This window comes from Ignavibacteria bacterium (genome assembly GCA_036262055.1).
GTDB lineage: Bacteria > Bacteroidota > Ignavibacteria > Tepidaquicellales > Tepidaquicellaceae > DATAJP01.
The window spans coordinates 295,091-319,951 of sequence record DATAJP010000001.1; the positions used below are offsets into that span (position 1 = coordinate 295,091).

Here is a 24,861-nt window from a genome sequence, read left to right on the forward strand (position 1 = left end):
CGGGACTTAAATTTGCTTACTTTATTGCTATTTCTTTTACAACCGGCTTTGCTTCTTCAACTTTAGGCAATGTAATGTTCAAAACACCATCTTTGAACTCTGCCTGAATGTCGTTAACCTTAACATCCTTAGTTATATTGAAACTTCTTGTAAACGCACCATAATATCTTTCATTCATGACAACATTTTTTTCTTCTTTGGTGTAATTTTGTTTCTTTTCACCGCTGACAGTCAAAACGTTGTTTTCAATACCGATTTTAACGTCTTCTTTGCTGATTCCCGGAATTTCCATGTTTAAATAGAAATTATCTTTGTCTTCTGTAATCTCTGTTCTCGGGGAAATGCTGGTTTTGCTGTATGCCGCATTTGCATTAGCAAACGGGAATAATGAATCGAAAGTCTCGTTAATGGTTTTGAATAAATCACCATCGGTTTTGATTTTTACTACTTTCATAATTGTTATCTCCTTTTAAAGTTTTTATTATAAACTCTTTGTAAAAGGATATTACAATACTTATGCCATTGCAGGTTTTTGACGTATTTGACGTGAAATTAACTGAAAATAGCAATTAAAATGACGGTTATTGCAAAGAGAAGTAAAAAATGACAATGGAGAATTGTGCATTAAGTGTCATTCTGAGGAACGAAGTGACGAAGAATCCCATTTTTAAGGCAATAAGGGATTCTTCGCTTCGCTCAGAATGACACTTAAATGACAAATATTATTTAACAAACATCATTTTCTTAACTTCTGAGAAATTGCCGGAAGTTAGTTTATAATAGTAAACTCCCGATGCAAGATTTGAAGCATCAAAATTCACTTCATAAGTTCCTGCCTGAAGCTGTTGATTAACCAGGCTTGAAATTTCTTTTCCGGTTATGTCATAAACTTTCAGATTAACAAAATCTGATTTCGGAATTGCAAAGCAGATTTTGGTAGCAGGGTTAAAAGGATTAGGATAATTTTGATTAAGAATGAAACTGTTCGGAATCTCAGAAGAAATATTGTTTATGCCAACACTAAAGTTTAATGTGATTAAATTAAATAAACTGCGAATTGTGCTTGACTCATTTTTTAGTCTTGTAACAGAATTCAAGTTTGATGAACCGCGTGCAATATGCTGCGCAAATATTACAGTTTGCTTTTCATTTGGCGACATTTTAAAATTCCCAGCTCCTGAAGACATTATGAATCTTCTGTCTCCGGGAGGATTTACGGCTATTGTTGTTCCTGAAGTCCCGCCGCAATTTTGACGTGAACCCTTTGCTTCTACCCAGCCGTTATTTGTCGCCGGATCACCTGAATATACAAATTTAGTTTGTTCACCACTAGTAGGATTTATCCACGGACTCATATCTTTTTTATAACCTTTCATCAGATTATATGCACCTAATTGTTCTCCAACCGGATCATTCTCACAGGGAACCGAGGAACTGTTATTTGTTTGTACAAATGAGGTCATTCCAAGGGTATCAAATTGAGAAACACTTCTATTTACCATGCTTCTAAGTAAAGTAATTCCAACTGCAGGAGGTGCTACACCATAATCAGCATCATTATTGTCAGCATTATAACAATACCCTAATTGTCGGATTGTGTCGCACCCTATATAATCATCTAACGCATCACCTAAATCCGGATCACAGAAAATCGAAAAATGAAGACTGTCCCAGCTTGTATTTGATTTATTTATTACATGGCATACGACAAACTGTGCATTTTCCAAACCAGGAGTATTAAACGAAAATGCAATAAAAGCAATTTGTGCAAACAGCGGCGAAGTCCCGCCGCCGAATCCTTCTCCTGTGCTGTGCTGAAATGTATTCGCATCAGTCAATGAAACAAACATTGTTTGACCTGAATTTTTTACGCCGGGTTTATCAATATCAATCTCAAATGCACCGTTCATGTTTACATCATCATAAGGTGCTCCATAAGGTATCATTAAATGCCAGTTTGCATAATCAGGATTATTGCTTGCATTATCTCCTGCTTTTATGCTGTAAATTTTTAAAGTACTGTTTGTTGCATACATACCATTGCTGACTATTCCCGGCGAATATTCACCTCTGAATGAGCCTGATGCCATTCTGAATTGACCGTTAACATACGCGGCAAGATTTATTCCTGTTGTAAATATTGCATGCAATCCTGACCCTTTAGGCCATTCAAAACCCGGTTGATTTTGAAGTGCGGTGTTTTGATTAAATATGCCGGTGTTTTGGAAAATTGCATTAATGTTGTTGGCGTTCATGTTTTGACGCTGAATAACTACAGGCTGGGAATACGAATTTTGAAAGATAAGAATTAAGAAAACCAGTGCGGAGTACAATTTAATTGTTTTCATATTTTTAAAATTAAGATTATTTGCGAGGGCTGATGAAATTTTGTAATAAAATTTCAAAAATAAAAGGGGCAAAAAAAAATCCCGGTAAGCGGCAACTTCCGGGATTATTTCTAAATTAAGAAAGGGTATTTAGATTTTTCTTTCCTGCTTAAGCAGAATTGAAACTTTTATTTTATAGAGCGATTTTATTCTGTAAGTTCCGAGCTTACTTTTCGTAAGTTCGCTGTATTGCTGAAATTGTAATATATGCTCTTCCATTTGTCACCTTCCCGGTATGTAACCAAGCATAATCCATCTTGTATCTGGAATGCAACGTCATATGGGGTGTCTTTCCAATCTGCATAAAGCTCTCCAACGGTTCGGTATGTTTTATTATCATCATTTACCATAAGCATAACTTTATAGCATTTTCCATGGCATGTCTCATCACGCATAGAAACTACTATATCCATCGTTCCATCGCCTGAGAAGTCTCCAACACCGTAATTTACTACAACAAGCTCATCGGGGAGATTATAGCTCATTTCGTCTATTAAATCGTCCGAAATTAAGCCGTCAAACATACCCATGAATGATTCTACATCAATTTCGTAGTCATTTGTGGGGTTATCATTGTTTTTTCCTGATGCCTGAGGGAAAATCTCAGAAATCGCAAAAAATGAAAAAATAGCGATTATTAAAAGAATTATAAAACTTTTCATACTGTTACTTATTACTTGATACAAACTTAACGCTATTGTTTATAAATGTCAATAGCTAAATCTCTAAAGTTTTACTTTAAGAAGCTCTCTTAAATATTAATTTTACGTTACTTAGTTGAATATTTCCGAATTTTGAACTAATTATTGTAAAAACAACAATATATGCAACATTCAAAAAGAGGTTGTAAATAGCGTTTTGAAATTCAAGATATTGAAAAAGTGTAAAAAAAATAAAACTCGATAATAAAATAATTGTGATGTTTTTGGTTTGGTAGGGAATCGGATATATTTTTTGGGAGATAAGATAGATAAGAATTGTCATAACAAAATATGTAAGGAAGGTTGAAACAGCAGCGCCGGTCATTCCGAGCGATGGAATGATTAATAAATTTATTACAAGGTTTATTATTGTTCCGATGATTGTAACAATCAACAATAAAAAAGTTTTATTTGAAAAAAACGGAGCAACGTTTAGAAAAGAAAAAATTCCTGAAAAAAAATATGCAAGAAACAAATAGGGAAGTATATTAAGCCCCTGCCAATAATTTTCATCAAGAAAACTAATTCCAAAAATTTTTAGTTTAACAATATGCTCTGTGAAAAAAGAAAAGAAAAGTAAAAGAAAAGTTGCAACAAAAATGTAATATGTAAAAATATTTGAAACAATTTTTTTGTTCTCGGGATTTTTCTCAAGATTCAGAAAATAAGGTGTCCATGCAAATTTAAATGTTGTTATGATTAATCCCATCACAGCAGCTAAGCGATAAACTGCCTGGTAAATTCCAGCAACGCTCTCATCAAAAAAATATTTCAGGAAAAATCTATCAGACTGGTCAATTATAATTATCATAAGCCCTATCCAAATAAATTTAAATCCGAACGAAATCATTTTTTTAATTCTTTCAAAAGAAATCACGGGTTTTAAATATTGACGTGTGATGGTAAGAGCTATTAAAAATGTAACTCCCGCGGAAGCAATATAACTATACATAATTGCTTCAATGTTCATTTGAAAATTTATTATTAAAATGAAATTTAGAAGCAGATTTATGACTAATGTGACCATTGTAAGCACAAAATAGGCTTTTGCTCTTAGCTCTGCTCTAAGCAATAGCAGAGGAAAACGATATAATGCATCGACAAACAGCATAACAGCAAGAATTTTGATTAAATAGGCGCCTTTGGAAAGATTATCAAACTCTATTAATTGCGAAATGTTGTCTGCGAAATAAAAAATTAATGCTGAAAAAAATAAGGAAGTAAATGTAACGGATGCAATGATTGATGAGTATGTCTCTGATTTAAATTTTTCATTGTCTGAAGCAATAAAAAATTTGAGAAATGATGTTTCAAGTCCAAGAATGTAAATGGCGTTTATAAATAACCAGATGGAATATATTATCGAATACATTCCAAGGTCTGCGGTTGTAAAATAAAGAGTATAAAGCGGAAGAAGCAAGGTTCCCAGAGAGCGGTTAAGAATCAGCCCAATGCCGTAATAAACAGATTGAGAAAATAAATTTTTTATATGCGTTTTGCTCACTCTGGAATTATTTTATGCTTAAGGTATAACTCCGTCAATGTCTTATTAACTGCTTCAAATGAATGAGTTCGTTTCATCCACTCAAATCCTTTTTGAGCTAAATCATTTCTGTAAGAATCGCTGTCAATAAGCTTCAACAAATTTTCTTTTAAGTTATTTATGTTTGAATTTACAAATGGATTATCACCAAGAAATTTATAATAGTCATCAGAGAATTCCGTAACGGTCGGCAGTCCGAGCGAAATGGTTTCAAGAGAATTTTTTCCATATCCGCTTCCACCAAGCTCACCGCTTATCTGGTCGATAGCAATATCACATTGAGCTTTAATCTCAAGCACTTCTTTTCGGTGCATATTTTCAAGCAAAACAAATTCAACTTGGCGTTCACTCATTACTTCGTTCATAACCGGAATGATTTTATTTGTGCCCTTAAACTTTCTGTTTGAAGGTGAATGAACAATTTTTAGTGTTTTATTTTTGTGAGATTTTGGTTTTAAATATGAATTATCAAACGGAAAATATAAAAAATTTATTCCAGGATAAAGTTTAAGATGGTCAAACTCAACAGTTAAATTCAAATCGGAAATTTCATCAAGTTCTTTAAAAATTCCGCGGGTCCGTAAATCGCTTCCGAAATAACAACAAACAATTTTTTTGTTTTTTTTCTTTAGCTCTTTTGCAAATCGAACATCACGGTAAAAATCCATACCACCATCGAAATGATAAATATGATAATTCAATAAATTATATTCTTTTATTGCTGATTCAATTGCAGAAGAATTTTTTTTATCGCGAATCTTAAAATAGATTTTTTCAGGAAAATTTTTAGGAGAATTTATTTTTAATTTACCTTCTTGAGTATCTGCAGCTTTTGCATCACGCCATTTTTTTGCAGTTTTACCCGTTGGCGAGGGAAGCTTTAAACAAATATCCTCGGGGAAGTCAAGAGTATTCTTAAAAAAAGTTATGAGATGTGAATCATTTCCGAATGATTGATGCATTTTAACAAAATCATAAGGCATGCCGGCAAAATTCTGGGGAGCAAGATGAAGAATTTTTAATTTTTCTTTCACTTAAAATTTTAATGACCTAATAACCTGAGTATGTTTCCTGAAAAAATTAATTCTTTATCCGAATTTGGTATGTCAAGGTTCTCAATAACCGGTATATACATCTGTGGAAGCCCAAGGTTATAGTCGCTTCCGAAAATTACTTTCTCTGCGCCGGCAGTTTTCACAACCTTCTCAACGAATTTAAACTCGCGCACAGATTCTGTTCCAAGATAAACATTATTGTATCTGCCACCTTTAACGGTTTTTGCACATTCAAGATATAAAGACGGAGCGTCACCGCCAAGATGAGCAAGAATTAAAATCAAATCAGGATATTTTTTTGAAGCTTCCAGACAAAAAGTATAACTCGCTATTTCCTGCCACCTTCCGCAGTGAACGACAACGGGCTTCTTTTTTTCTTCAGCAAGCTTAAGATATTTTGCATAAGATTCATCGGTTATTCTTCTTCGCTGAATCGATGGATGAATTTTAAACAAAGAAATTTCATCAATGTTCTTATTTAAGAAATCATCAAGCGAAGGGTCATCCGGATTAATCCATGCCTTAAAATAAAATTTAAAATTCGGATTGTTAACTGTTTCATTAAAAAGCTTTTGATTAGGCTCATTGTCAGCAGGCATGCAAACTGCTGCAGATACTCCAGCACGTTTCATGACATCAATTGCTTCAGAAACTGTGGAGTTATATTTAAAAAAAATATCGCTCCATTGTCCTATATGTATATGAGAATCGATTATAATCATTTTAACTCTTTCTTAAACCAATTATATGTCCGCAAAATACCTTCATTCAAATCCACTTTTGGCTTATAACCTAAAAGCACTTCAGCTTTTTCAATGCTCGGGATGCGGAGCTCGACATCAACATAATTTTTGGGAACGTATTTTATTTTAACTTTTGATTTGCAGATAGCAACAATTTTTTCTGCGAGTGAAGAAATCGTAATTGTTCCTTTGGGATTTCCGATATTAAAAACTTCACCGACAGCTTTTTTAGTCGTCAGGCATAACATAATTCCGTTAATCATGTCATCCACATAACACCAAGAACGAATCTGGTCACCGTCTCCGTGAATCTCGATTGTTTTATTTCGCACAACGTTTTTTATAAAAATTTGTATAGCACCTTCACCAACCTGTCCGGGTCCGTAAATGTTGAACGGTCTAATCGTTACAGATGGATAGCCAAATTGTTTATGATAGGCATTAAGAAGATGTTCTCCTGCGAGCTTGCTTATTGAGTAAGTCCATCGGGCTTCTCCAACAGGTGCAAGGTTTGTATTTGACTGTTCGGTTGATTTATATGCATATGCGCCAAGTACTTCGCTTGTAGAAAAATCAAGAACCCGTTCAAGACGATTAGAATATTTTTCAAGAGACTTTAACAAATTAAACGTTCCTGTGATATTCACATCCATTGTTCTTACCGGGTCAAGCAAAACACTGTCAACACCTGCAATTGCTGCAAGATGAACAACAATTTGGGGCTTAAATTCTTCACAGGTTCTTTTCAGCAAGTCATAATTTCTCACATCACCTTCAACCACTTGAACGTTTTTTGAATTAAGTTTTTTGTACCGCAACGCGTCGCGGCAAAAGTTGTCATAAATCAAAATCTCATTTTCGTTATGAAGATTTTGAGCAAGAGTACTTCCGATAAAACCTGCACCGCCTGTCAGTAATATTTTTTTATTTTTTAGTTTCATTTATAAGTTTATCTCAAATGTTTTTCTTAAATACCCATTTGCAAGAAATCTTTTTTTAAATGCAAACAAGCCCTCTGACAGTTTATTACCTATGTTTGATGTTCCGATGTCATAATATCTGAAGCTATTATTTTTTGCCCATTGAATTGATTCGTACAAAATATATTCTGCTACACCGTATTCTTTATATTGTTCATCCTGTGCAAGGTAAAAATTCAAAATCACACGCGGATTAATGCAAAACAAAATGCAAATACCGGTAATTTTACCTTCAATTTCTGCAGAAAAGAATTTTATCTGCTCCGGAAATTGATGCTTTAAAAAAAGCAATTCTTCCTTATTGTGAGTCGGAACCACATCTTTTAAATCACGGTCATTTAAAAGAACATTGTAATATTCTGAATATGATTTATCGTTTTCAATATTTTCTATCAGATTAATTTTTATTTTTGCTTTTGATTTATTAATAGAGCGTTTTTTAGAATCCGAAATATTTTTAAATTCAAACTCATCAAGGTCAATAATATTTGTTATCGCATAAAATGAAATATTAAATCCTTCATGTATCAAAGCATATTCATTTTCTTCATTTGGAATCTGATTATACAAAAAAGGGAAGCATCTTAATGCAGCCTTTTGGAAATTATTTTTTTTCAGATATACTTTATACGAATCAATTATTTTAAGATATTCGATAACATCACCTCTTTTTTTCCAGAGAAATCCACCAAAGCTTACACCATCAGAAGATAAATAAACTTTTTGTTCGTTTGTTTCTTTCTCACAGCCAATCATAATTGCAAGAATTTTATTAGTTTCTTTATCTTTGAATTTTAAATGATGCCAGTTTATGTTTTTTCCGAATTTGTCATTATAAGATAGAAACTTCGAATCAAAAAAAATATTATACTGATTTCTCAGAAACTCGAGCCATTCGATATCTGTGTCGATATTTTCACATTTAATAACTTCAATCATTTATGTTAGAATATAATTCGTAACCCGGTGATGAAAGAATAAACTTAAAGTTTTCAGGAATAACCGCTTTTGAATCAACCGAGTCATTTCTGTTTATTCCGTCTCTTTGAATAATTACATAAGTTTTCTCATTCATATCTTTCAAATCATTTTTTATGAACTCAGTGCCGTATTTTGCATCGAGCAATCTATAGTCATATTTATGGGTATCCCAGCCAAGGTCGTCACCTTTGAAATAAAAAGTAAATTGCGGATTAGCCGTATAATTATTACTTATATATATCAGGTTTTTAAAATTTGTATTTAACTCATTCGCATCAGGAAAAATTTTATTATATACCGGAGTAATTGCATATGTATTATCCCAGCGCGGTACATTCAGCATAAAGTAAATATTATTTGCAAAGAAAAAAAATACCGCATAATAAAGCAGATACTTTTTAATGTTAAGCTTGTCTGAAAGAAAATAACAAATCCATCCTATCAAGATAACTGATATAAAAAAGATTAGAAGTATAAATAATTTATCTGAAGAAGTGAAATATTGCTTTAATGAAGTGCGGTTAGTTTCGGTAAAAAACCAAACCAGATTAAATATTAGAGCGAATAATATGAAAGCATTAATTTTTCTACTTGCAAAATCATAATTTAAAATAAAATGAGCTAAAAGAACTGCACCAGGAGTAAGAATAAATAAAATATATACTTCAAGCTTTGTTTTGAAAAGAGTTATTATTAATAATCCGGTAATAAACCAAACCCATACAAATATTTTCTGCCAGCTTAATTGTTTGTATGAAAGCAAATCTTTAATCATGCTTATGAAAATCAAAATTCCAAAAGACAAAATGTTAAAGAAATAATTTACGTGATATAAATATCCCGAACCTTTTGTATTTTGCTCAACACCCTCAAATGCCCGGCTCATAATATGAAACCCTATAAAATATTGCAAAAATTCAGAACCGTATTTTGAAATCATATAATAATGCCAGGGAAGCGCAATGAGAACTCCGATTGCAGTAAGCAATAAAATATCTTTGAGCTTCAAATTTATTTTATTTTGCAAGACAATCCAGCTTGCAAAAAGAACAATCGGAATAAAAACCCCTACGAGAATTTTTGTCATTAGGCAAAGTCCGAAAGATATTCCGGAATAAATGATATATTTTCTTTTCCCCGATTCGATAAATAAAACAACGAGATAAAAAGAGAGTAAAATAAAAAATGTATACGGAATATCGAACTGAAATCTTTTTGCAAATACATTGAAAATTATCGTAGAAGAAAAAATTAACGCAGCTAAAATGCCGGTTTTTAAATCAAATAATTTTTGGGAGAGATTAATAATAAGAAATAAGCATCCTAATGCGAAAAGAAACGGGATAAGTTTGAAAACAAGAGCTGACGCTCCGAATATTTTTGTAGCTAAAAATCCAATCCAGATTAAAAGCGGAGGATGGGAAGCCGAATAAAACTCACCGACTGAATGCTCGCTTTGATTTATAAAATCTCCGAAGGTATGAATTGATAGAACCCGGGATGCGTACATACCTTCATCCCATGGCTGAATGTCAGTTGCAATTAATGAAGGAAGTTTTACAATTAAAAGAAAAACGCAGAGAGCAAAAAAAATGAGAAATTTATTCCTGTCTCTGTTAAGAAAAGAAATTAATGAATCATAGTAAGATTTCATTCATTCTAAGTGGGAAAACAAAAGAATACAGACGCAATAATCAGAAGTTAAGTCCTAAAGAAAACGTATTACTGTTACTAAACTCATATTTGTAAGGCACAAAAGCATAATCCAATGTAAATGCTTTATACTTGAAACCAATACCGGCTGTTAAGCTTTTGTTTTCATAGTTAGTCTGATAACCTGCGCGAAGGAAGAACATATCTTTATATGCGGCTTCGCCGCCGCCATGCAAGTGCATCTTGCCTCCGTCAAGAACTTTGTAACCATCAACACCGAATCTAAACGCAAAATCATTTTTTGTTAATTTATAGCTTGCTCCGAGACGAACTGATGAAGGAAGTTTTGTCGAAGCATGTCTAAGTTCATTTATCGAGCCAAGGTTTGCAATAACAAATGACGCGCTGAAATCATTTTTTGTGTAGTTAGTTCCGATATCGAAAGCCAATCCTGCAGCATCGTCAACATAAATTTTTTCATAAAGAAACTTCGGAGTAACACCGATTGACAAACCGGGACTGAACATATATGCAAGTGAAACTCCTACAGCTAAATTTTCGGAATTAAATTTATCTACCGGTCCACCCGGAATAGTTCTTATTTCAATATCATTTACGGCAGCTCTTTGAACGCCTATGCCGAACGCAAACTTTTCGCCTGAAGTCTTAAAGGCGATGAAATCATTTGTGAAATCAAGCAGTGATTGATTATGAGTAAGATAAACATTTGTTTTGCTTCCGTAAAATAATCTTGCGGGATTGTAATAAACACTCGTTGCATCTTCTGTAAGTGATGAATATGCTTCACCCATAGAAATTGACTGCGCGCCTACGCCTAATTTTAAAAAGGATAAACCCGTGTTTCCCGCTCCGTCATTCTGAGCAAAGGAGGGTGTCTGCGAAAATATAAAGAGGGAAATAATTAAAAAAATCTTTTTCATTTATTTAAATTTAAATCCTAATGAAATATTTTGAATCGGTTTGTGAGTATATGATTCAAGTGTAAATGAATAATCAAGACCAAGAAGCATTGTCGGTGAAATATTCTTATAAAATCCAACTCCTGCCGATGGCTTTAAGTTTCCTAAAATATCATCACTGCTGAAATCAATTCGCTCTATGCCTGCTCTTACGCGAAGCTGTTGAACTAAAATCAGCTCACCGCCTGCCTTAAGATAAAAATTATTTTTTTTATTTGCATTAGAATTATCTTTGAGCGTGGGATTTAAAATGTATTCAGTTTCAAGCGAAACCGAACCCAAACCGTTAGGAAGCTTATAAGAACCTCCAAAATCAATAATAGTAGGGAATTTATCCTCAGTTGTGTTCCCAAAAGTGCTGCCATAAAGCTTTGATGTATTCCATTCATATTTCGCCGCCAAATCCCTGACTGCAAAACCAAAGCTAAGATTTTCAGTTGCTTTCATTACAGCTCCCAAATCAAAGCCGATAGAGTTTTCAGTAACGTCATCGAATAGTTTTGAAAAATAAAATTTAAATCCCACTCCAAGCGCAAATTTATCGCTTAATAAAAAACTTGTTCCGAGATAAAACTGATTATCGGAAGTCGAGAACATTCCGATTTGCCTCGTGTCGTTGTCTCTTCCATCAATATCGCTTACACCTGAATTAATCCATGATAATGAAATCCCCGCTCCGCCGTTTTCTTGTTTTGGAAGCTTGAATTTTTTTGCAAAGCCAACGAAATTTAATTTTCTGTCTAAGCTCAAAAAAGTATACCCAAGATTAACAATTCCTTCTTCCTGAAACGCCGGAAGAGCAGGATTGTAATATCCCGCAACGTCACCAAAAACATTCGATACCATTGCGTTACCCATAGACAGACCGCGAGCGCCAAAACCCATTCTCGCGAATGCGCCGGTATAGCTTCCTACCTGAGCATTAGAGGTTTGAATGGCAAGAAAAAGTAAACTTAATATTATTAAAAATTTCTTCATTAATTATTGAATTACCAAAATTTTCCCCCAGGTGTCGTTTTCATTATCAACATGTATGCGGTAAAAATAAACTCCGTTAGCAACTCTTCCGCCGTTTTCATCTTTGCCGTCCCACTGAGTAAATAACTCCTCAGTTCCGGTACGTGATGCATTCTGAATGACCGTTCTTACGGGGTTCATCCCAAAATCAAAAATCTTTATTGTAATTTTTGCAGAGGATTTTCCTGATTTGTAAAATATTCTTACAACTTCATCATCAGGCGCAAAAGGATTTGGTGCAGCGTAAGTTTTTATATCTGAAGCTGAATTAATCGGAGAAATTGCCCTTATGATTTTCCATTGAGCAACCCACGGCTGACCTGTTTCAATTGTTCTCAATAAGCCGTCAGCGCTCCCGAAATATAAAGTATCACCAATATGATTACCTGAATAAAATAATTTTGTTGAAACTATGTCTTTTGTTATGACATCATATATTAACGGAGGTGATGACCATGCAAAATCCAGAAATTTTGCACGATAGAGTCCTTCGTTCGTTAATGCATATACAATTGAATCTTTTGATGTAACACCGTTTGCAGCTATATCTTTTAAAGTATAATTCCACGTAGTACCATTAAGAGAATAGCTAATTGCATTCTTTTCATTGTTATCTTCAGCTCTTCTGGTAGCCCCCCAGATTACTTTTCCTGTTCCGTATTGCTGTGCATATAAATCTACGACGAAGTTTCCTGAAACTCCACCGCCGTTATTGTTTCCGCCGCTGTTTTGGTAATTAAACTTTCTCCAGCTTACGCCCCAGTCAGTTGAACGGTTAATTCCATCGGCTGTTCCGCAATACATAACAGAATCATCCACAGCAAGAATTGCGAATGCGCGATGATTAAGATTTATTCTCGGGTCTAACGCAAAATTATATGTGCCGCCAATATAAATACTATCAAGATTATCAGGAGGAAGAACTACTCTTGTCCAGCTTTGACCGTAGTTAGTGGTTTTTCTCAGACCGCCTGCAAATGATGCAATCCAGATTATTTGGTTATTAGGGTCGAGAGGATTTTTTGAAATTGCTATGTCGTAAGAAAGATTCTGCTGAGGCACAACAACAGGAAGTGCATGAAGCGTATTACTTCCGTAAATAATAGAAGAATCCCCAAGACCGTCAACGGGCTGCGGATAGGCATTCCAATTTACTCCGTAATCGGTCGAAACTTTTATTCCTGTTCCGGTAGGGACGTTCTCACCGCTGATCTCCTCGCTTATTGCGGTTGAAGCAGCAACAATGTTTTGACGGACGTTAAACCCTGCAATGTCATCTGTTCCGAACGGTTCCAAATCAAAATAAGATTGATAGCTCTGAAATCTGTCAATGGTTCTCATAACTCCTGAACCGGTTGCAAACCAAACAGTGTCTCCGTTTCCGACTACTATTATATCTGTATAAAAATTACTTACGGGATATTTTGAAGTTTTCGGAGTTACAACTATCGAAGAAAGCATTGAGCTTTTTTCTCTGTTAGACTTGTAAACAGGAAAGTCGCGGTTAATGAGTTTAAAAGTCAAATAATCCATTACATTCTGTGAATAAGCATCGGATGAAATTGCGATTGCAAATAAAATCAATATGAGCTTTTTTATCATTATGGTCTTACGAATTTTATGCTGTCTATTATAGTATTGCTGATTAATCCCGAGTTATCAACTGCGTAGAAATGATATTTGTAATATCCGTATAAAGAGTCTGGCACCGCTGGGGGAACAGGATTTATAAACTTGTATAAACTTCCGCCTGCAGAAAACATTGGTATTGGTCCTAAATATGTTCCTGTCGGTCTATAGGCATCGAAATAAACGAAACTTACATCACATTGTCCGTTCGCATCCGTAGCGGTAATTTCAAGAGTTATATCAAACTGTCCGCTTGTTGGTCTTACAACGCTATCGGGAAGAACAGGATTTGAAAGCACAGGCGCGACGCTATTTGAAAAACGCACCTGCATATTTGTCGTTATGATATTGCTGAATAAACCTTCATTTGTCTCGGCATAATATTGAAGCTTGTATCCACCGACAATAAGACACCCAAAACCATTTTTGGCTATCAGAGCAGTATATCTGCGGTCATTAGCAGTAGTATCAGGTGAAACACCATTATCAAGCATCTGAAATTGCCCTATTACGGAATCTTTGGAATCAATAAGCGAACAAATAACTTGCTTGATTGCATCTTCGCTGGTAACATCCACTGATGTTGCAACTACAATTGATGGTGAACCTGAAAGGGTATAAACCGTATCGGGACTTCTTAGTGGATTTGAAATGGTCGGATAGGAAATGTTGACGTCAATAATTTTATCACTGTCTTTTTCACAGGACATAAAAATAAATCCAATCAGCAATAAAAACGATAATTTAAAGAATAATTTACTCAGACTATTTATTTTGTTCGAAGTTAAAAAATGCGGTAAAAAATGTGGTCTATAGATTGGCTTTAAATTTTGATAAAAATATGGATATAACGTTTATATGTCAATTCAAATCATAAAAAAAGGTTAATTCCGAATTAACGAAATTAACCTTTAGAAAACTCAGTTTTAAAAGAATTAATATCCTCCGTAGATATTAAATGCGGCGTTGATGCTGAATATACCGATTTTTCTTGCAAAACCCTGACCGCCCGCTCCGTCACCGTCGTTGAGGTTATGATTGCCAAGAAGCGCATCATTTGACTTATTGAATAAGTTTGCCTGGTTATATTTGAATGCCAAACCGATTCCATACTTTCCGGCCTGACCTAAAAGAAACTCATAACCTGCAGTAAGTTCAAGTCCCATTCTCATTGCATTGTTATATTCACCTCTGAATGAATTGTAATCCGGAGCGCTGATATTGTTAATGGTAAAAGCAATACCAACAGTCTGCTTGTTGCAGCAAGGTGCACCGAAAACATATTCATATCCGATAGCGCCTGAAATCATATCATAAAATGAATGAGGAGGAGTTGGACTTGTTAAGAAAGGAGCAGCTAAAAAGAATCTGTCCTTGTCGTCATTAATCATTTTAGTATAGCCTGCTCTGACTGTTATTCTATTTCTTTTTGTTTGTCCTAAGCCGTATTTGAAGTTAAGGTCAATACCTCTTCCGGTTTTCATTCCGTAGGTAGTTTGGTCATCAAGTCTGCCGTAAGCATCATTTACTGAAAGAAACATCCCTGTACTTAATCCGAATACCCATGATGCAGCTCCGACTCTTCCGGATGCAACTTCGCCTTGCTTATTCTGTGAAAAACCTTCTTTCGCAAACATTGCTGTAAAGAGCAACACCAAACCAATTAGTAATGATTTTTTCATAGATTAGCTTAATTTGATTTAATTTGTGATAAATTAATATTAATATTATATAATTTCAAGTGTTTAATAAAAATTAAGGGCTTAAACACATATTAAATTATTATGAATAAAAAAACACTAACAAGATTTTTTTACGGCTTAACAGACAAGGGCACTCTGAGCGATGAAATACTTTTCTCCAAAACGGGAAGCGCATATATCCCGGTAACTAAACGCAATATAATAAAAGATATTTTATATTTAAACAATAAACTTCGTGAATTAAATATAAAAAAAGGCGATAAAACTGCTATTATTTCAGAAAATAGACCGGAATGGGTAATTACAGACTTTGCGTGTATTTTAGATGGCATAATTACCGTTCCAATTTATAACTCGTTAAGCACCGAGCAAATTAAATACATTCTTAAAGATTCCGGTTCAAAAGCTTGTTTTGTCTCAAGTTTATTTCTGCTTGAAAAAATTTTGAAGGTCAAAGATGAGCTTCCCGAATTAAAACATATAATATCATATAATCTTTTTGACGAGATGAACAGAATCGAAGGTGTGATTTATTATGACGAGCTTATGAAAAGAAACGATAAATTAAGCGATAAAGAAATTATAAATTCAGTCAAAGAAAAGATTGACGTAACAAATGAAGACGATGTTTTTACTATTATATATACGTCGGGAACTACAGGCAATCCTAAAGGGGTAATGCTTGCTCATAAAAATGTTTGTTCGGATTTGGATGCATGTAATAATGTCCTTGATATAACACCCAAGGACAGATTCTTATCTTTTCTTCCTTACTGCCATGCGTATGAAAGAACAGCAGGATATTATTTAGCGTTTTTAAACGGCGCAAAAATTTATTACGCGCAGAACATTGATACCATAAGCACGCAAATGCCCGAAGTGAAGCCGACTATTTTAATTTCCGTCCCGAGACTTCTTGATAAAATGTATAACCGTGTGATGAAGTCAGGTGATGAGCAAAAAGGTTTCAGAAAAAAAATATTCAATGCCGCAGTAAAGCTTGCTCACAGCGAAAATCCCAAACGTTCTTTCATGTGGAAGATTTATGATGCTTTAGTTTATAAAAAAATAAAAGCAAAGACCGGTGGTCATATCAGGTTCATTGTTGCCGGAGGCGGAGCATTGAATAAAAAAATAAATATGTTTATGAACGGCATCGAGCTGGGAACGCTTGAAGGATACGGAATGACCGAGGCATCGCCTGTTATCGCAGTTAACCTGCCCCAAAAAAACAAGCCCGGAACTGTTGGTCCGCCGCTGAAAGGAGTTGAAGTAAAAATTGCGGATGACGGTGAGATACTTGTTAAAGGCGACATAGTTATGAGAGGTTATTATAAACTACCCGAAGAAACAGCAAGCACGATAATCGATGGCTGGCTTCATACTGGTGACATCGGCGAGATGGATTCGGAAGGTTATATAAAAATTACAGACAGAAAAAAATCTTTATTCAAAACATCGGGAGGGAAATATATTGCTCCTGCAGTTATCGAAAATCTTTTAATGACTCTGCCGTTTATGGAACAGGTTATTGCTATAGGAAATGAAAGAATGTATGTAACCGCATTGATTGTTCCGAACAAAGATGAGATAGCACGTATTGCTCAGTCATTGGGGCTTGATGCAATAAGTTATAAAGATTTAATAAAAAATGAAAAGCTGATTAAACACGTTGAGAAAAAAATTAATGAAGTTCAGAAGAATCTTTCCACTTATGAAAAAATTCGCAAGATAACTTTACTTGAAAATCCGTTCACGCTTGAGGCAGGTGAAATGACCCCGACATTAAAATTAAAACGTAAAGAAATCGAGAAAAAATATGCCGATGTTATTGAAAAAATGTATCTGAATGTTTAAAATGTATAAAACTTCCTCTTGCTTGTTTTAAAATTTCATTTTACTTTTTATCAGCGCAAAACAAAGTAGAATGAAAAAACAAACCGCCAGTGTTGTTTCAGCTTTCTTATTAATCCTTCTTACCTATAATTCTTTATATTCTCAAAATGGATGGCAAGTATTAAATTCATCCTATAATAGTCATTTAACCTCAATAAGTGTTATAGATTCATTTCTTGTTTATGCTACTGGTAAAGATTTATTGAAAACAACTAATGGAGGTTTAATCTGGATAAAAATTAATATTGATACAAATTATACATATTTAGAAGTATCTTTTTCGAATAAAGATACCGGATTTGTTCTTGCAAGAAAGACCTCCAATTATAATTATTTTCTTTTAAGAACTTTGAATGGAGGGGATGATTGGTCATCAATTCAATTTGTCACAGGTAATTATTTATTTCTTAATCTTCAGGCTAAAAAAAATATTTTATTTATTATTTCACAATATTCAGGGTCACCATTTCCCTCCGCTAAATTATCAAAGTCAACAAATTTTGGTTTAAATTGGATAGATGTTTATCATGCAGTAGGACTTGGAATTTATGGATATTTTAAAAATGATCTTACAGGATTTTTAGTTCCAACATCGCATAATCAGATAAGAACTTCTACAAATGGAGGATTTAGTTGGACAATAAGTAATATTATAAATGAATATTCAGCAAGCTTCTATGGCTTAAATTCGAATTCTTCCTCAGCCTATTGTTTTTTAACTAATTATTTAACTGGTCATACTAAATTAATTAAAACATCGAATTATGGGATTTCTTGGGATTCAATAAATTCAAATATTTATAGTGGCATTGGTTTTTTCACAAGCAATGATACAGGTTATTGTTATTCAATTAATAGAATTTATAAAACAACAAATGGAGCTGCAAATTGGACTCAGAATTTTTTTGCAGGAAACGTTATCAATAAAATTGAATTTCTAAATTCTAAAACAGGGTATGCTGTCGGTAATGACGGTTTAATTATTAAAACCACTACCGGAGGTGAGACAGTTGGCATTCAATCTATCTCAAATGACATTCCAAATGAATTTTCATTATTACAAAACTATCCAAACCCTTTTAATCCTCAAACTAAAATAAAATTTGAAATTCCAAAAAATGATTTTGTGAGAGTCGTTATTTATGATAATTTAGGCAAAGAAGTTAAAACAATTGTAAATGAACAATTGAACGTAGGAACTTATGAAGCTGATTTTAACGGAGAAGAATTGAGTTCAGGAATTTATTATTATAGATTAGTAACATCAGGGTTTTCTGAAACCAAGAAAATGCTTTTGTTGAAGTAATTTTTTTTGAATGTTTAATATTCGAAGTTTTCGAGTTTGGGGATGAGAGTTTTGTCGGGAAGATTTTCGATTTTAGCTGCTTTGAATGAAGTAATTGTTCTTCTGTAAATGATGATTGATGTTATTGCAATTCCGGAAGCGAGAACGTAAATAAAAGTATATCCGATAACGGGAGTTAAAAATCCTGCAATGAGTGAATTGATGCCGTGCGAGCTGAATGTCATTACAGCAATCTGAACAGAAAAATCAGTTCCTGCTTTTCCTTTTTCGCATCTCTGCATAATCAACGTAAATATCAGAGTAACAAACGCGCCGTAGATAAACCTGTTTATTATTATAATGGAAGTAATCGACCAAAAATCCAGCTTAGCATAAATCGGAAGAATATAAAGAAGCATAGTCAGTGACAATAACAGACCGAGTTTAATAAGCAAAGAATTTCTGTTATTATCTTTAATTAGGAATCCGCCGAAAATTGCTCCGGCAAATGAGGCAATAAGACCAATTATGCCGCGCATGAAGCCTATGTCTTCGAGTGAGTAACCAGCATCAATTAGGAACGGTTTAAAAATAAAATCGGATATTGCGCTGCCAAGCGGAAGAAGAAGTAATATACCGAGCCATTTGAGATTACCTTTGCGTTTAAAGAAATCAAACACGGATTTTTTTGGTTCATCGTTGTTTACTGCATGAGACTCAACGGGATATTTATTCCAGTTGATTATCAAAATTATGCAGGGGATTAATACAATTCCGGCTAAGATGAAAATTGAACCTGACCAGCCGATTTGATTTAAAAATAGAAGCATCAATCCGCCGCCGATAAGCGAGCCAAGAGAATGTGCAGAGTTTTGTATGCTGTTGCCAAACCCCTGTTCGCTTTTTTTAAGAGTCTCAACTGCAAAAGCATCTGTTGCAATGTCCTGAGTTGATGAAAAAAACGAGAGAAGCGCAATGCAAATTAAAACAGCGTATAACGTTGTGCTTAGATTCACAAATGCAGATGCAACAAGGCAAAGAAATACCAAACCCTGCATTATCAAAATCCAATAACGGTAATGTCCGGGTTTTTTGCTGCCGATTTTATCGACCGCAGGAGCCCAAAGAAATTTCACCATCCAGGGAAGCAGAAGCATATGAATCATTCCCACAATCTGCAATGAATATCCGAGACTGCGCAGATATACCGGCAGGGACTCGGTAAAAAATCCGAGCGGTATGAACTGAGAGAAGTATAAGCTTCCGAATAATATGTATTTTCTGTTGATGGTCATTAACAACTTGTCACCCTGAACTTGATTCAGGGTCAACAACATGGTTTTGGTATTGGGATTCCCGCGTTCGCGGGAATGACTTCATCCTATAAATTAAAAAATTAATCTGTTAAAATTTCGTATGTTTTGAAATCGGATGACATCGGTGGTTTTTTACCTTCGTCTTTATATTTTTTCATGTCTTCAAATCCGCGTTTGTGTCCTTCAAGAAACTCAGGAGACTTAGTCCAGTTTTTAAATGCATCCCCGTTTTCCCAATGGCTCACTATTAAGTAATTATCATTTGAGCTATTTGGTTTCAGAACTTCCATGCTGATGAATCCCGGAATTCTGTCAATTGCTCTTGCTCTTGTGGTGAACAGATGCTCGAATCTTTCGACATACTCTTTATCGCAGGTAATGTAATTAATTGCCACAAATTTGTTTTTCTTTTCTGAATTCATTGCAACTGCTTCAGCTCTGAATTTTACATCTTCTACTAAATTGTCCATTATGTTGATTTTAAAATTAAAATTTATTCAGAGGACAGCCAAGATTGTCTGTCCTGCTATATTTATAATAAGTTTATATTAAGTTTTATTTTATGTTTCTTGAACCGTCAGGCTGATAAACAAATCTGAAAGTATAATACCTGTAATTTTCAGGATTTGGAAACGGCTGAGGGTCGTTATTATAATAGTAGCTCTGTATTTGCACCTTTGCATATTTTCCATCACCTGTTCTTATAATAAGCACGGTTCCGGGAATCGGGGTAACATAATTATTCGCAAAATCATAATTATACCAGCCATTACCTGAGCCTGTTTTTATAGCAAGCTGTGTTGCAGATGTATCGACTCCGTAACCGTTTTCAGGTGCTATGGACACTGTATCGAAGCTTGAGTTTCTCTGAATAAATACACCACCTGAACCGAATCTGACTGCACCGCCATTTATGATAATCGTTGTATTTCTAAACGCTATATCCCACTTATTGGTTGCAGTATCAGCACCCGTTACGACGGTGCTGTCGCTGAATCTGAAATATGTATAACCGCCTGTTAAAGCAGTATCTGCCTGTAAGTTTGAAACAGTTCTTATTGCCAGAGGACCTGCAGGAGGCGGAGGCGGCTCTATAACAGGATTATTCGAACATGAATAAAGAGCGACGGAAATAAAAAAAAGATAAACAAGTTTTGAAATAAAAGAAATTGAGTTTGGTCTGTTCATTTATGTATGTGTATTTATATTATATAATGATTTAATTTGAGATTAATTTTTTTACTTCAAGCAGTATCAATGATTCTTTCAACAGAATCAAAAGAGTTTTCATTTCTGAATGAGATAAAAATATCCGGGCTTTTTCAAAATTTGAAACCTGAACAAGAAATTTTGAGTCCGGAAGTTTCCTATTTTCTTCCCATAAGCTTTTCAAAGTATTGTTGAGCTCCGTGATTTCTTCAAGCGCAAGAGTAAGTATGACGTTGTTCAGAACCACAAAAAAAGATTGACATTCCTCGCATTTGTAAATGCTGAAATCTTTTCTGCTGTTTATTAAATTATATTTGTGCTCGATACTAAACATTTTTTATGCAAATCCGACTAAGTTAGTCTTATTTATGTTTAAAAATTTTTAAAACGTTAAATCTATTGTTGAGTAAATTACTCTTCCCGGGAATTCAGGGGTAATCTCGGGATTTTTATGGTCAAAAATATTGTCAACACCTACCTGCAGAGAAACATTCTTAAATATTTTTTTGCTTACTGCTGAATTCCACAAAACATATCCCTGCGCATATTCATTGTCGTTATCAAGAATGCCGTTTCCGTTTCTATCAATATATCCGTATTTGCTTCTTCCGATTACACGCAAATTAATGGAGGCATCATACTTTGCAAGTGTGTAATAAATTTTCACAACTCCGGAATGTTTAGAACGGTTAAACAAACCGCCGTACTCAACCATCTGAACAGGTCTCACAACTCCAGTGCTTCCGGTTTTATAAATTTTTTGGTTGTTGATGTCATCGATTACTTGTTTATCTTTTGCATCGAGATATTGATAACCGAGAGTTACATTTAAATTATCAAAAGGATTAATGTTGAGATTCGTTTCAATTCCTTGAGTATAAATTCTGCTAAGATTAAAATACGTGAATACACTTTGACCGTTTGTTTTTTTAGCAATAGGAAGAACTTCGATTAAATCTTTTATGTCATTTCTGAAAAAATTAACATCAGCTTTTATCTGTTCAAACGGATTAACAGTGAAATTAAAATTAAACGCCTGTGAGTTCTCAGGCTTAATTTGTGTCACTGTGTTCAGGTCAATATATAATTCCGAAATCTGTCCGCTTTGGATTAACTGCTGCATTGATTCCTGAAAACCGGTTGTTCCAAAAACAGAATATCCAACCTGGGGGTTTGTGAAATCGAGATATAGCTCCTGAAATGTCGGAGCTTTGAAGCCTGTTCCGAATGAACCCTTTAAGGATAACATCTCTATGGGTGTATATAAAACAGCAATCTTGGGACTGAACCTGCTTTGATAATCACTGTGAGCGTCAAAGCGAATTCCGGCTGTAATATTCATATTTTCAAGAGGAAGGTATTCGTTCTGAAAATAAACAAATTTAGTATTGGCATTTTTGCTGTCGTCATAAAGTCTGTCTGCATTGACCGTGTTGAGAATTAAACCTCCGCCTAAAACAGTTGTGTTGTTCCTGAAATAATTTCCTTCGAGCATCAGCTCGCCTTTTGAATAAACTTCTTCGTATTTGTCTTCAAAAAATAAATTTCCTGTTGTTGGGTAAGTTAAAACATCTTTATACTTATAATAAGAATTATAAAGCTTGGTTTTTAATTTTATTCTATCGTTAAAGAAGTAATTAATAGATAAAGTATTGTTAATGTCGGTAAGGTTAACTTTATCATCTAAATTTATCTCATTGCTTCCGGTCATTGTTTCAGTGATGTTGCTCATATCCTCAAAAAAAACACGTGAATTCAACTCAAGACTTAGATTATTATTTACATCGTACTTAATAACGGGATTAATCGTGTAATCATTATATGCAGGTGAAGTTTTTGCAATAGTCTCAGGGAATAAATCGTAACCGTTCGAGCGGCTGAAGTTTGCAAATAAAGATAATCCCAAATTGTTTTTTCTGTATTCAACGTTGCCGTTTAAATCGACAGTATTAAATGAACCATATCGTGCTTTAATGTCTGTTAAAAAATTTCGTGAAGGTTTGTCTGTGATGATATTTATGACACCGGACAATGCTTCACTTCCATAAAGTGAAGATGAAGGACCTTTTACAATTTCTATTTGTTTTACGTTGCCGAGTGATACTCTTGATAAATCAATCGTTCCGCCGTTTCTTCCGATGAGCGGTTCGCCGTCGACAAGAATTAGCGCATAGTCAGGGTCGAGTCCCTGAATCTGCACTCCCGCTCCGAGGAAATATGCAATGTTCAATCCCGTTTGCTCGGATAAAATTTCAGAAAGCTTATAGCTTCCCGATGCGCTGATTTCTTTTTTATTGACAAGTGAAACAGGGATAGGTGAGTCTTCAACGGTTTTTTCGGTTTTCGTTGCAGTAATTACAATCGGATTAATTTCATACTGCTTTAATGAGTCGTTTTGAGTTTGTGTATCTGAAGAGTTTTGTGCAAATGAAAACAAAGGGGAAAGTAGGGCAAAGAAAACAAAAAGAGTAAATTTCTTTAGCAACCTTATTAAGATTTAGTTTAGATAAACATATAAAGTATTGACAAAATAATCAATTCCTTTATTTAGATTGAATCTTAATAATTGGCTTAATCAGTAAAAAACAGTAGTTAAAAGGACTTTATTTGTTGAACATTATAAACAGTAGTTATTTGCGGAATATTCTTGATTGAGAATAAAATACATTTTAAAATCTGAGGAAGTTTTACAAAATCCAATCTTTGTGCAGTCTGTTTTGTAAATGGTAATAACTTAAAAATCCAAAATACAGGCATTATAAGATAAGGCCAGTAATGTCCGGGTCCAATTACATACCACGGACGTATGAAGGATGATTTAATTTTTGATTCAATCAGAAGCTGCTCACCTTTCATTCTAACATTAATAAAATCTTTCATAACAGGCGCAGGATGCGCAACGCTGAGATAAATAAAATGCTGAACATTTTTTTCTTTTGCTGCTTTGACTGCTTCCTGAATCGACACTAAATCAATTTTATAAAACTCATCCTTCTTAGCGGGTGAAGGATGTGCAACACCGATAAGGTGAATAAATGTGCATCCGTCGGGAATTTTATTTACATAAGATTTGTAATGAAGAGCATCACCCTCAATTTTATGGCATTTTTCAGGAAGCTTTTGAAGTGAATTGCTTCTTGCAAGAGCATGAACTTCATACCCTGCATCTAATAACATTAAAATCAGACGGCTTCCTATATACCCTGTTCCGCCTGTAATAAAAATTTTTTTGACCATTTATGTATATATTAATGAATATACGATATTTTATGAAATCAAGATTTAATGTAATACTTTTTAAACAAATATAATTTACTTATCTTGAGGCATAAAATAATAAATACCATGAAAGGTTTTGCAAAAGAATTCAAGGAATTCATTTCAAGAGGCAGCGTTATTGACCTTGCGGTCGGTGTTATAATAGGCGCAGCATTTGGCAAGATAGTTTCATCACTTGTAGATGATTTGCTTATGCCGGTCATCGGGTTGCTAATCGGCGGCATAAATTTCCGCGATATTAAATTCACGCTCGCTGATGCCGTTCTTGACCCCGCAGGAAAAGTAATTAAACAGGCAATTACTCTAAACCTCGGTAATTTCATACAGGTATTCATTGACTTCATCATAATTGCAGCAGCCATATTTGTAATAATAAAAATAATAAATTCACTCAGAAAAAAAGAGCAGGATACGCCTCCTCCTCCTGCACCACCGACAAAAGAAGAAGAATTACTAACGGAAATAAGAGACTTATTGAAAAATAAAAATTAATTTTTTATTTTA

At 34.2% G+C, this 24,861-nt stretch carries 23 protein-coding genes; 3 read left to right on the forward strand and 20 right to left on the reverse strand.

Translation table 11 applies throughout. The annotated features are described in order from the left end of the window. Positions 1–16: 16 nt before the first annotated feature. From VHP32_01365 to VHP32_01430, 14 genes are all read right to left on the reverse strand, one after another. Positions 17–454 (reverse strand): Hsp20/alpha crystallin family protein, encoded by a 438-nt coding sequence (locus tag VHP32_01365; GenBank protein HEX2786522.1) that lies wholly within the window; start codon positions 452–454, stop codon positions 17–19. A gap of 268 nt (positions 455–722) precedes the next feature. Beyond that, complete coding sequence (locus VHP32_01370) at positions 723–2,348, reverse strand: T9SS type A sorting domain-containing protein (protein ID HEX2786523.1); 1,626 nt, start codon at positions 2,346–2,348, stop codon at positions 723–725. A gap of 185 nt (positions 2,349–2,533) precedes the next feature. Beyond that, on the reverse strand, positions 2,534–3,049 hold the full coding sequence (locus tag VHP32_01375) for a hypothetical protein (GenBank protein ID HEX2786524.1): 516 nt from the start codon (positions 3,047–3,049) through the stop codon (positions 2,534–2,536). Positions 3,050–3,125: 76 nt separating this feature from the next. Continuing rightward, on the reverse strand, positions 3,126–4,592 hold the full coding sequence (locus VHP32_01380; protein ID HEX2786525.1) for an oligosaccharide flippase family protein: 1,467 nt from the start codon (positions 4,590–4,592) through the stop codon (positions 3,126–3,128). Continuing rightward, the gene (locus VHP32_01385) at positions 4,589–5,665 is read right to left on the reverse strand and encodes a hypothetical protein (GenBank protein HEX2786526.1); all 1,077 of its coding nucleotides are present in this window, start codon (positions 5,663–5,665) and stop codon (positions 4,589–4,591) included. The genes VHP32_01380 and VHP32_01385 overlap by 4 nt, the downstream gene beginning before the upstream one ends. 8 nt (positions 5,666–5,673) lie before the next feature. Continuing rightward, the gene (locus VHP32_01390) at positions 5,674–6,408 is read right to left on the reverse strand and encodes an amidohydrolase family protein (protein ID HEX2786527.1); all 735 of its coding nucleotides are present in this window, start codon (positions 6,406–6,408) and stop codon (positions 5,674–5,676) included. Next, a complete protein-coding gene (locus VHP32_01395; GenBank protein HEX2786528.1) occupies positions 6,405–7,370 on the reverse strand; it encodes an NAD-dependent epimerase/dehydratase family protein in 966 nt (321 codons plus the stop codon). The genes VHP32_01390 and VHP32_01395 overlap by 4 nt, the downstream gene beginning before the upstream one ends. Beyond that, positions 7,371–8,348, reverse strand: coding sequence for a GNAT family N-acetyltransferase (locus VHP32_01400; GenBank protein ID HEX2786529.1), 978 nt, complete (start codon positions 8,346–8,348; stop codon positions 7,371–7,373). Then, a complete protein-coding gene (locus tag VHP32_01405) occupies positions 8,341–10,044 on the reverse strand; it encodes a glycosyltransferase family 39 protein (GenBank protein HEX2786530.1) in 1,704 nt (567 codons plus the stop codon). Before VHP32_01405 ends, VHP32_01400 begins: the two co-directional genes overlap by 8 nt. A gap of 40 nt (positions 10,045–10,084) precedes the next feature. After that, positions 10,085–10,984 carry a PorV/PorQ family protein gene (locus VHP32_01410; protein ID HEX2786531.1) on the reverse strand — a complete coding sequence of 300 codons (900 nt, stop codon included), beginning with the start codon at positions 10,982–10,984 and terminating at the stop codon, positions 10,085–10,087. Then, entirely contained in the window at positions 10,985–12,001 is a 1,017-nt protein-coding gene (locus VHP32_01415) for a PorV/PorQ family protein (protein ID HEX2786532.1), read from the reverse strand. Positions 12,002–12,004: 3 nt separating this feature from the next. Next, the gene (locus VHP32_01420; protein HEX2786533.1) at positions 12,005–13,642 is read right to left on the reverse strand and encodes a hypothetical protein; all 1,638 of its coding nucleotides are present in this window, start codon (positions 13,640–13,642) and stop codon (positions 12,005–12,007) included. Continuing rightward, positions 13,642–14,379, reverse strand: a complete 738-nt coding sequence (locus tag VHP32_01425) for a hypothetical protein (protein ID HEX2786534.1) — start codon at positions 14,377–14,379, stop codon at positions 13,642–13,644. The genes VHP32_01420 and VHP32_01425 overlap by 1 nt, the downstream gene beginning before the upstream one ends. A gap of 225 nt (positions 14,380–14,604) precedes the next feature. Continuing rightward, positions 14,605–15,351 carry a hypothetical protein gene (locus tag VHP32_01430; GenBank protein HEX2786535.1) on the reverse strand — a complete coding sequence of 249 codons (747 nt, stop codon included), beginning with the start codon at positions 15,349–15,351 and terminating at the stop codon, positions 14,605–14,607. Positions 15,352–15,453: 102 nt separating this feature from the next. Here VHP32_01430 and VHP32_01435 point away from each other — a divergent pair, with 102 nt between their 5' ends. Together VHP32_01435 and VHP32_01440 are read left to right on the forward strand one after the other, a co-directional pair. Continuing rightward, the gene (locus tag VHP32_01435; protein HEX2786536.1) at positions 15,454–17,229 is read left to right on the forward strand and encodes a long-chain fatty acid--CoA ligase; all 1,776 of its coding nucleotides are present in this window, start codon (positions 15,454–15,456) and stop codon (positions 17,227–17,229) included. Between the two features lie 70 nt (positions 17,230–17,299). Continuing rightward, positions 17,300–18,574: a T9SS type A sorting domain-containing protein gene (locus tag VHP32_01440; GenBank protein ID HEX2786537.1), complete on the forward strand. Its 1,275-nt coding sequence runs from the start codon at positions 17,300–17,302 to the stop codon at positions 18,572–18,574. Positions 18,575–18,588: 14 nt separating this feature from the next. Here VHP32_01440 and VHP32_01445 read toward each other — a convergent pair whose 3' ends face one another. The 6 genes from VHP32_01445 to VHP32_01470 form a co-directional block, all read right to left on the reverse strand. After that, positions 18,589–19,848, reverse strand: coding sequence for an MFS transporter (locus tag VHP32_01445; protein ID HEX2786538.1), 1,260 nt, complete (start codon positions 19,846–19,848; stop codon positions 18,589–18,591). A 101-nt stretch (positions 19,849–19,949) separates the two neighbouring features. After that, positions 19,950–20,339 carry an antibiotic biosynthesis monooxygenase gene (locus VHP32_01450; protein HEX2786539.1) on the reverse strand — a complete coding sequence of 130 codons (390 nt, stop codon included), beginning with the start codon at positions 20,337–20,339 and terminating at the stop codon, positions 19,950–19,952. A gap of 85 nt (positions 20,340–20,424) precedes the next feature. Further along, positions 20,425–21,057, reverse strand: a complete 633-nt coding sequence (locus VHP32_01455) for an HmuY family protein (GenBank protein ID HEX2786540.1) — start codon at positions 21,055–21,057, stop codon at positions 20,425–20,427. Between the two features lie 31 nt (positions 21,058–21,088). Then, on the reverse strand, positions 21,089–21,412 hold the full coding sequence (locus VHP32_01460) for a hypothetical protein (protein ID HEX2786541.1): 324 nt from the start codon (positions 21,410–21,412) through the stop codon (positions 21,089–21,091). A gap of 48 nt (positions 21,413–21,460) precedes the next feature. Beyond that, the gene (locus tag VHP32_01465) at positions 21,461–23,515 is read right to left on the reverse strand and encodes a TonB-dependent receptor (protein HEX2786542.1); all 2,055 of its coding nucleotides are present in this window, start codon (positions 23,513–23,515) and stop codon (positions 21,461–21,463) included. Positions 23,516–23,670: 155 nt separating this feature from the next. After that, on the reverse strand, positions 23,671–24,315 hold the full coding sequence (locus tag VHP32_01470; protein ID HEX2786543.1) for an NAD(P)-dependent oxidoreductase: 645 nt from the start codon (positions 24,313–24,315) through the stop codon (positions 23,671–23,673). Positions 24,316–24,423: 108 nt separating this feature from the next. Here VHP32_01470 and mscL point away from each other — a divergent pair, with 108 nt between their 5' ends. Continuing rightward, the gene (gene mscL, locus VHP32_01475) at positions 24,424–24,849 is read left to right on the forward strand and encodes a large-conductance mechanosensitive channel protein MscL (protein ID HEX2786544.1); all 426 of its coding nucleotides are present in this window, start codon (positions 24,424–24,426) and stop codon (positions 24,847–24,849) included. Positions 24,850–24,861: the final 12 nt, after the last annotated feature.